Origin of the sequence: Frateuria sp., assembly GCF_013362045.1 — a bacterium.
Taxonomy (GTDB): domain Bacteria; phylum Pseudomonadota; class Gammaproteobacteria; order Xanthomonadales; family Rhodanobacteraceae; genus Frateuria_A.
Genome location: NZ_JABFWW010000144.1, coordinates 1 through 7,697, shown reverse-complemented (window position 1 = coordinate 7,697; position 7,697 = coordinate 1). Strand labels below are relative to the sequence as shown.

Below are 7,697 nucleotides of genomic sequence, written 5' to 3'. Positions count from 1 at the left end.
GGCGACCAGGTCCCAGGTGGTGTTGTCGGTCAGTTCGGCGTGCGGCGTGGAGCGGCCGCAACCGCGCTGGTCGAACAGCACGATGCGATAGACGGCCGGGTCGAAGAAGCGGCGGCAGCGCGGGCTCGCGCCCGCGCCCGGGCCGCCATGCAGGAACACCACCGGCTTGCCGTCGGGATTGCCGCTCTGCTCGTAGTAGACCGTATGCAGCCTCGACACCGGCAGCATGCCGCTGTCGTAGGGTTCGATCTCCGGATACAGCGTGCGGCGTTCCTGGGTCATGCCTGGGGTCTCCGTGGAGGGCGGTGAGCCGTCAAGGCTAGCACGCTGTTCCCGCGTCGACGGCGCGACCGACATGCGTCGTGGAGCCTTACGACTCCTGCTCGAACAGCTTGCCGGGATTGAGGATGCCATTGGGATCGAACGCATGGCGCACGCCTCGCATCAGCGCGATCTCCGCCGCGCTGCGGGTGCTGCCCAGGTAGGCGCGCTTGACCAGCCCGATGCCATGCTCGGCGGAAATGCTGCCGCCGTGGCGCTGCAGCGCGTCGGCCAGCAGCTGCGTCACCCGTTCGCAACGGGCGACGAACTCCGCCTGTTCCATCTCCGGTGGCGGCAACACGTTGATGTGCAGGTTGCCGTCGCCGATGTGGCCGAACCAGACCACCTCCATCTGCGGATACTCGCGCGCCAGCAGCTCCTGCATCTCGTGCAGGAACGCAGGCATGGCACTGATGCGCAGCGCGATGTCGTTCTTGTACGGCTTGCGCGGCGCCAGGCTCTCGGTGATGCCTTCGCGCAGCCGCCACAGCGCGGCCGCCTGCGCCTCGCTCTGCGCGATCACGCCGTCGCTGATCCAGCCCTCGCGCACGCCGTCCTCGAAAGCCAGCAGCGCGGCCTGCTCGTCGCGCTCGTCCGCCGCGTCGTACTCGGCGACTACGTAGTACGGCTGGTCCGCATCGATCGCGCGCTGCGCGCCGTGCGCCAGCACGTGCCGCAACGCCACGTCGGTGAAGAACTCGAACGCCTGCAGCTTCAGCTGCGTGCGGAACAGCGCGAACACCTGCATCAGCGCGTCCATGTGCGGCAGGGCCAGCAGCATGGTCTGCGCCGGCGGCGGCGGGTCGGTGAGCTTGAGCTGCGCACCGACCACCACGCCCAACGTGCCCTCCGAGCCGATCATCAGCTGGCGCAGGTCGTAGCCGCTGGAGTTCTTGACCAGGCCGCGGTTGAGCTGCAGCAACTCCCCGTTGCCGGCGACCACGGTCAGCCCGGCGATCCACTCGCGCGTGGTGCCGTAGCGGATCACCCGGATGCCGCCGGCATTGGTGGCGATGTTGCCGCCGATGGTGCAGGAGCCGCGTGCGCCGAAATCCACTGGATAGAGCAGCCCCTGCGCACGCGCCGCCTCGTGCGTGGCGTGCAGCGTGATGCCGGCCTCGACCTCGAGCAACCGGTCGGTGGCGTCGAAACCGAGCACGCGGTTCATTCGCTCCAGGCTCAGCACCAGTTCGCCGCGGGTCGCCACGGCGCCACCGGAAAGGCCGGTGCGTCCGCCCGAGGGCACCAGCGCGATCTGGCACCCGTTGGCCCAGCGCACGATCGCCTGCACCTGCCCGACCGTATCGGGCAAGGCCACCGCCAACGGTGCCGGCCCCCAGCGTCGGGTCCAGTCGCGGCCGTAATGGATGAGGTCGGCCAGTTCGGTGAGCAGGCGCAGTCCGGGGACGCGGGCGGCCAGGTCGTCGAGGCGGGGATCGGTCATGATGGCTCCATGCGGAATACGCAGCCTGCCAGAGGGCCTGGGCCACGGTCCAGTGTTGCAGTGCCGCAAAACGCCGGCGGCTCTGGCATAGTAGGCCCTCGCCCCGGCATGGACTTGCGTACATGAAGACCTCCTTTCCAAAGCAGGACATCCGCGTGCTGCTGCTCGAAGGCGTCAGCCGCAGCGCGGAGGAGACCTTCCGCCAGGCCGGCTACACGCAGATCGAGGCGCATCCGAAGGCGCTGCCGGAAGCCGAGCTCAAGGCCCGCCTGGCCGAGGCGCACATCGTCGGCATCCGCTCGCGCACCCAGCTCACCCCGGAGCTGCTGGAACACGCGCGGCGCCTGATCGCCGTGGGCTGCTTCTGCATCGGCACCAACCAGGTGGAGCTGGGCGCCGCGCGGCGGCTGGGCCTGCCGGTGTTCAACGCGCCCTACTCGAACACGCGCAGCGTGGCTGAACTGGTGGTCGCCGAGGCGATCATGCTGCTGCGCGGCATTCCGCAGAAGAACATGCAATGCCATCGCGGCGGCTGGTCCAAGTCCGCAACGGGCAGCTACGAAGCGCGCGGCAAGGTGCTGGGCATCGTCGGCTACGGCCACATCGGCACGCAGGTCGGCGTGCTGGCCGAGGGCCTGGGCATGCGCGTGGTTTTCCACGACATCGAGGCGAAGCTGGCGCTGGGCAACGCGCACGCCGCGGCAAGCCTGGACGACCTGCTGCAGATGGCCGACGTGGTCACGCTGCACGTACCCGATACGGCGGCCACGCGCATGATGATCCGCGCCGACCAGCTCGCACGCATGCGGCAGGGAGCATTGCTCATCAACGCCTCGCGCGGCAGCGTGGTCGACGTCGACGCGCTGGCCGCCGCATTGTTCAGGGGCCACCTGGCCGGTGCCGCCGTGGACGTCTTTCCGTCCGAACCCAAGGGCAACGAGGACGCCTTCGTCTCGCCGCTGGCCGGCATGGACAACGTCATCCTCACCCCGCACATCGGCGGCAGCACGCTGGAGGCGCAGGACAACATCGGCATCGAGGTGGCCAGCAAGCTGGTGCGCTACAGCGACAACGGCTCGACGCTGTCGGCAGTGAACTTTCCCGAGGTGTCGCTGCCGGAGCATTCGCGCAGCCGCCGCCTGCTGCACATCCACCGCAACGTGCCGGGCACGCTCTCGCGCATCAACGAGGTGTTCTCCGTCGGCAACATCAACATCGACGCACAGTTCCTGCAGACCGACGCCGAAGTGGGCTACGTAGTGATCGACGTGGCCGCCGACGAAGCGCAGGCGCAGGCGCTGAAGGAGCGGATGGCGGCTATTCCGGGGACGCTGCGCACGCGCGTACTGTATTGAGCGGGCCGGGCCGGGGCAGGACTGCCAAAACAAAAAACGGCGCCATTGGGCGCCGCTTTTTTACTTCCGGATTGGTCGGGGCGGCCGGATTCGAACCGACGACCCTCTGCCCCCCAGGCAGATGCGCTACCAGGCTGCGCTACGCCCCGACGTGAACTCTGCCTTTGCGATCGTCCTGATCGCGAAGATCAAAAAGCGGCCATCCGTGGGCCGCACTTTCAACAGAACGCGAATTGTAGCAGACGCGTTGCGGTTTCAGCGACGCAGCAGGGTCAGGATTTCCTCCAGTTCCATGCGCACCTGGCGCACGATCTGGTGGGAGATGCTCGACTCCATGCGCGCCTGCGGACCTTCCAGCCTGGCGCGCGCCCCGGTGATGGTGAAGCCCTCGTCGTACAGCAGGCCGCGGATCTGGCGGATCATCAGCACGTCGTGGCGCTGGTAGTAACGGCGGTTGCCGCGGCGCTTGACCGGGTTGAGCGCAGGGAATTCCTGCTCCCAGTAACGCAGCACGTGCGGCTTGACCCCGCACAGCTCGCTGACCTCACCGATGGTGAAGTAGCGCTTGGCCGGGATGGCGGGCAGTTCGGTGTTATTCCCTTGGTCCAGCATAGCTCTCGACTCGCACCTTGAGTTTCTGCCCCGGACGGAACGTCACCACGCGACGGGCGGAAATGGGTATCTCCTCGCCCGTCTTGGGGTTGCGACCCGGTCGCTGGTTCTTCTGACGCAGGTCGAAATTGCCGAAACCCGACAGCTTCACCTGCTCGCCCCGTTCCAACGCTTCGCGGACGACCTCGAAATAGGCGTCCACGAACTCCTTCGCCTCACGCTTGTTGAGGCCCACCTCGAGGAAAAGGCGCTCGGCCATCTCCGCCTTGGTCAGCGCCATCTCAACCTCGCAACTTTGCCTTGCATGTCGACTCCAACGCGGCTACCGCATCGCGTACGCAGCGGTCCGCGTCGTCGTCGGTAAGCGTGCGTGAAGCGTCCTGCAAAATCAAGCCCATAGCGAGACTCTTTCGGCCTATATCGACGCCCTTGCCGCTGTAGCGGTCGAACAGCCTGAGTTCTTTCAACACGTTGCCGAGCGTGCCGCGGACAGTCTGTTCGATCTGTGACCAGCGCACCTCTTCGGGCAGCTCGACGGCGATGTCGCGCCGCACCGAGGGGAAGCGCGGCACCGGCCGCACTGTTGGCAGCCGGCGCGCCAGCAGCGGTGCCAGGGCCAGTTCCAGGACGTGCACGTCCGGGCCCAGGTCCAGCAGCCGGGCCAGTTGCGGATGCAGCGCACCGAGGAAGCCTACCGTCTCACCGTCCCGGGCGACACGGGCACCGCGGCCCGGGTGGAGCCAGGACGGCAGGCCATCGGCATGCAGCGACCAGCGCTCAGGCTCGCCGCCCCAGGTCAGCAGTGCGTCCAGCTCGCCCTTGAGATCGAAGAAATCGTACGGGCGAGCCGGCTCGGCCCACTGTTCGGCAGGCGCGCTGCCGCAGGCGGCGACGGCGAGGCTGGGCGTTTCCACGGGCGGGTCGCCCGCGGCGAAGACGCGGGCGACCTCGAACATCCGCACCCGCTCCTGCTGGCGTGCGCGGTTGTGGCGCAACGCCTCGATGAGCCCCGGCAGCAGCGAGGGGCGCATCACGGCCAGGTCGGCCGACAGCGGGTTGGCCAGCGGCACCAGGTCCTGCGTGAAGCCCCAGCGCGCGAGCAGCTCGGCGCTGACGAAGGACAGGTTCACCGCTTCGTAGTAATCGCGCGCGGCCAGTTGTTCGCGCAACGCCAGTTCGCCGATGCGTGCCTCCGGTTCGGGCGCGAGCGTCAGCGCACCGGCCGGCGTATGGGTGGGGATGCGATCGTAACCATAGACCCGGGCGACCTCCTCGATCAGGTCCTCTTCCCGTTCGATGTCGAAGCGGCTGGTTGGCGCCCTTACCTGCCAGCCATCGGCCGTGGCCTGCACGGCCATGCCCAGCGCGGTGAAGATGCGCATGACCTCTTCGTCCGGAACGCCGAGACCCAGCACCCGCGCCAGGCGGGCGCGGCGAAGCATGACCGTCGCGGGCCTGGGCAGGTCGGCCGCGTTCTCGGCGACCAGCACCGGACCGGCCTCGCCACCGGCAATCGCCAGCAGCAGTTCGGTGGCGCGCTCGAGCGCGCGGCGCGGGAGTTCCGGGTCGACACCGCGCTCGAAGCGGTGCGATGCATCGGTGTGCAGGCCGAGCTTGCGGGCGCGGCCCATGATCGCAGCCGGCGCAAAGTGCGCGGACTCCAGGAAGACGTTGCGGGTGGCGTCGGTCACGCGCGAGTCATGGCCGCCCATCACGCCGGCTACGGCCAGCCCCTTCCTGTCGTCGGCGATCAGCAGGAATCCCCTGTCCAGCTTCGCCTCGCTGCCGTTGAGCAGCTCCAGCGTCTCGCCCTCGCGCGCATGGCGCACGACGATGTCGCCTTCCAGCGTGTCGTTGTCGAAGGCGTGCAGCGGCTGGCCCAATTCGAGCATCACGTAATTGGTAATGTCGACCACGGCGCTGATCGGGCGCAGGCCGGCGCGGCGCAGGCGCTCGGCCAGCCACAGTGGCGTTCGCGCGGTGGCATCGATGCCTTCGATGACGCGGCCGAGATAACGCGGCGCATCCTTGCCGGCCTCCAGGCGGATGCCGCGGCGTGCGTCGGAGGTCACTGGTACCGGCTCCTGCACCGGCACCAGCACGCGGCTGCCGAACAGCGCGGCCACGTCGTGTGCCAGGCCGACGAGCCCCAGGCAATCGGGGCGGTTCGGGGTGAGCTTCAGTTCGATGCTGGCGTCGGGCAGGCCGAGGAATTCGGTCAGCGGTTGGCCCGCCACGGCATTGGCCGGCAGCTCCATCAAACCTGACGCGTCGGCATCGATCCCCAGTTCCTTGGCCGAACACAGCATGCCGGCCGACTCCACGCCACGCAGCTTGGCGGCCTTGATCCTGATGTCGCCCGGCAGTACCGCGCCGACCATCGCCAGCGGAGCTTTCAGGCCCACGCGCGCGTTGGGTGCACCGCAGACGACCTGCAGCGGCTCGCCCTGCCCGGCCGCGACCTTGCACACCTTCAGGCGGTCGGCTTCCGGATGCTTCTCGGCGGCGACGATCTCGCCCACCACCACGCCGGCCAGACCTTCGCCCAGCACGGTCAGTTCTTCCACTTCCAGCCCGGCCATGGTCAGCGCATGGGCCAGCTGGGCGCGGTCGGCCTTGATCTCGACCAGCTCGCGCAGCCAGTTCTCGGAGAATTTCATTCGTCAGGTTCCTTGCCGGCTCACGCGAACTGCTTGAGGAAGCGCAGGTCGTTCTCGAAGAACGCGCGCAGGTCGGAAACGCCATAACGCAGCATGGCGAAGCGCTCGACGCCCAGGCCGAAGGCGAAACCGGTGTAGCGCTCCGGATCGATGCCGCAGTTCTTCAGCACGTTGGGATGAACCATGCCGCAGCCGAGCACCTCCAGCCAGCGCGTGCTGCCGTCTTCTGCATCCCAGCGGATGTCCACCTCGGCCGAGGGTTCGGTGAAGGGGAAGTAGCTGGGGCGGAAGCGCATTTCGAAGTCGCGCTCGAAGAACGCGCGCACGAATTCGGCCAGCGTGCCCTTCAGGTCGGCGAAGCTGGAGGTCTCGTCGACCAGCAGGCCCTCGATCTGGTGGAACATCGGCGAGTGGGTCTGGTCCGAGTCGCTGCGGTAGACCTTGCCCGGCGCGATGATGCGGATGGGGGGCTGGCGGCCCTGCATCGAGCGGATCTGCACCGGCGAGGTGTGCGTGCGCAGCAGGCGCCCGTCGCCGAAGTAGAAGGTGTCGTGCATGGCGCGCGCCGGATGGTGCGGCGGGAAGTTCAGCGCCTCGAAGTTGTGCCAGTCGTCCTCGATCTCCGGACCTTCGGCGCGCTGGTAGCCCAGGCGGGCGAAGATCGCGGCGATGCGCTCGAGTGCGCGGGTGATCGGATGGATGCCGCCCCGCTCGCCATCGCGGCCCGGCAGGGTGATATCGATCTTCTCGGAAGCCAGGCGGCGGTCGAGTTCTGCCTGCTCCAGCGCCTGCTTGCGGGCGGCGAGGGCCTCGGCCAGGCGGTCCTTGACGCGGTTGACCTCGGCGCCACGGGCCTTGCGCTCGTCCGGGGCGAGGGTGCCCAGCGACTTCAGTGCGGCGGTGACGATGCCGCTCTTGCCGAGCAGGCCCACGCGCAGGGTTTCGAGCGAGTCGAGCGAGGCGGCGCTTTCGATATCGGCCAAGGCCTGGTTCGCGCGACTATCCAGATCGTCCATCAGTGCGGCTTCCGCTTGGTTTTGCTTCCAGCTCCCTCTCCCCTCCGGGGAGAGGGTTGGGGCGAGGGGTCACTCTTGCGCTGCTGCCACACCAAAGCGGCTTTGATGACGTCCAAGGCAAGCCTTGGCCCCTCACCTCAATCCTCTCCCCGGAGGGGAGAGGAAGCGAACGCACAAGAGCACGCTATTAAATAAAAACGGGGAGAAGGCGTTGGCCTTCTCCCCGCTTGATTTACAGCATACCGTCGGTGACGACGATCAAGCGGCTAGACTGGCCTTCGCCTTTTCC

At 67.9% G+C, this 7,697-nt stretch carries 7 protein-coding genes and 1 tRNA gene; 1 reads left to right on the top strand and 7 read right to left on the bottom strand.

Annotated elements, in window-relative coordinates; genetic code table 11:
- Window positions 1–282 (bottom strand): alpha/beta fold hydrolase (locus HOQ08_RS06945; RefSeq protein ID WP_291192678.1); only part of this gene is annotated, 282 nt, incomplete at its 3' end.
- A gap of 88 nt (window positions 283–370) precedes the next feature.
- The gene (locus HOQ08_RS06940) at window positions 371–1,765 is read right to left on the bottom strand and encodes an FAD-binding oxidoreductase (RefSeq protein WP_291192676.1); all 1,395 of its coding nucleotides are present in this window, start codon (window positions 1,763–1,765) and stop codon (window positions 371–373) included.
- Between the two features lie 122 nt (window positions 1,766–1,887).
- Here HOQ08_RS06940 and serA point away from each other — a divergent pair, with 122 nt between their 5' ends.
- Window positions 1,888–3,120 carry a phosphoglycerate dehydrogenase gene (serA, locus tag HOQ08_RS06935; protein WP_291192674.1) on the top strand — a complete coding sequence of 411 codons (1,233 nt, stop codon included), beginning with the start codon at window positions 1,888–1,890 and terminating at the stop codon, window positions 3,118–3,120.
- Window positions 3,121–3,192: 72 nt separating this feature from the next.
- Here serA and HOQ08_RS06930 read toward each other — a convergent pair.
- The 5 genes from HOQ08_RS06930 to pheS all read right to left on the bottom strand — a co-directional run bounded on the left by HOQ08_RS06930 (window position 3,193) and on the right by pheS (window position 7,408).
- Window positions 3,193–3,269: transfer RNA gene (locus tag HOQ08_RS06930), tRNA-Pro, on the bottom strand.
- 106 nt (window positions 3,270–3,375) lie between these two features.
- Window positions 3,376–3,732, bottom strand: a complete 357-nt coding sequence (locus tag HOQ08_RS06925) for a MerR family transcriptional regulator (protein ID WP_231349364.1) — start codon at window positions 3,730–3,732, stop codon at window positions 3,376–3,378.
- Window positions 3,713–4,012 (bottom strand): integration host factor subunit alpha, encoded by a 300-nt coding sequence (gene ihfA / locus HOQ08_RS06920; protein ID WP_091333672.1) that lies wholly within the window; start codon window positions 4,010–4,012, stop codon window positions 3,713–3,715. The genes HOQ08_RS06925 and ihfA overlap by 20 nt, the downstream gene beginning before the upstream one ends.
- A 1-nt stretch (window position 4,013) precedes the next feature.
- On the bottom strand, window positions 4,014–6,392 hold the full coding sequence (gene pheT / locus HOQ08_RS06915) for a phenylalanine--tRNA ligase subunit beta (RefSeq protein ID WP_291192669.1): 2,379 nt from the start codon (window positions 6,390–6,392) through the stop codon (window positions 4,014–4,016).
- Window positions 6,393–6,412: 20 nt separating this feature from the next.
- Window positions 6,413–7,408: a phenylalanine--tRNA ligase subunit alpha gene (pheS, locus tag HOQ08_RS06910; protein ID WP_291192667.1), complete on the bottom strand. Its 996-nt coding sequence runs from the start codon at window positions 7,406–7,408 to the stop codon at window positions 6,413–6,415.
- Window positions 7,409–7,697 lie beyond the last annotated feature (289 nt).

What these genes read in the sequence shown, in the direction of transcription:
- pheS (WP_291192667.1), bottom strand. Translation starts at nt 7,408, where the DNA reads ATGGACGATCTGGATAGTCGCGCGAACCAGGCCTTGGCCGATATCGAA.
- HOQ08_RS06940 (WP_291192676.1), bottom strand. Translation starts at nt 1,765, where the DNA reads ATGACCGATCCCCGCCTCGACGACCTGGCCGCCCGCGTCCCCGGACTG.
- pheT (WP_291192669.1), bottom strand. Translation starts at nt 6,392, where the DNA reads ATGAAATTCTCCGAGAACTGGCTGCGCGAGCTGGTCGAGATCAAGGCC.
- serA (WP_291192674.1), top strand. Translation starts at nt 1,888, where the DNA reads ATGAAGACCTCCTTTCCAAAGCAGGACATCCGCGTGCTGCTGCTCGAA.
- ihfA (WP_091333672.1), bottom strand. Translation starts at nt 4,012, where the DNA reads ATGGCGCTGACCAAGGCGGAGATGGCCGAGCGCCTTTTCCTCGAGGTG.
- HOQ08_RS06925 (WP_231349364.1), bottom strand. Translation starts at nt 3,732, where the DNA reads ATGCTGGACCAAGGGAATAACACCGAACTGCCCGCCATCCCGGCCAAG.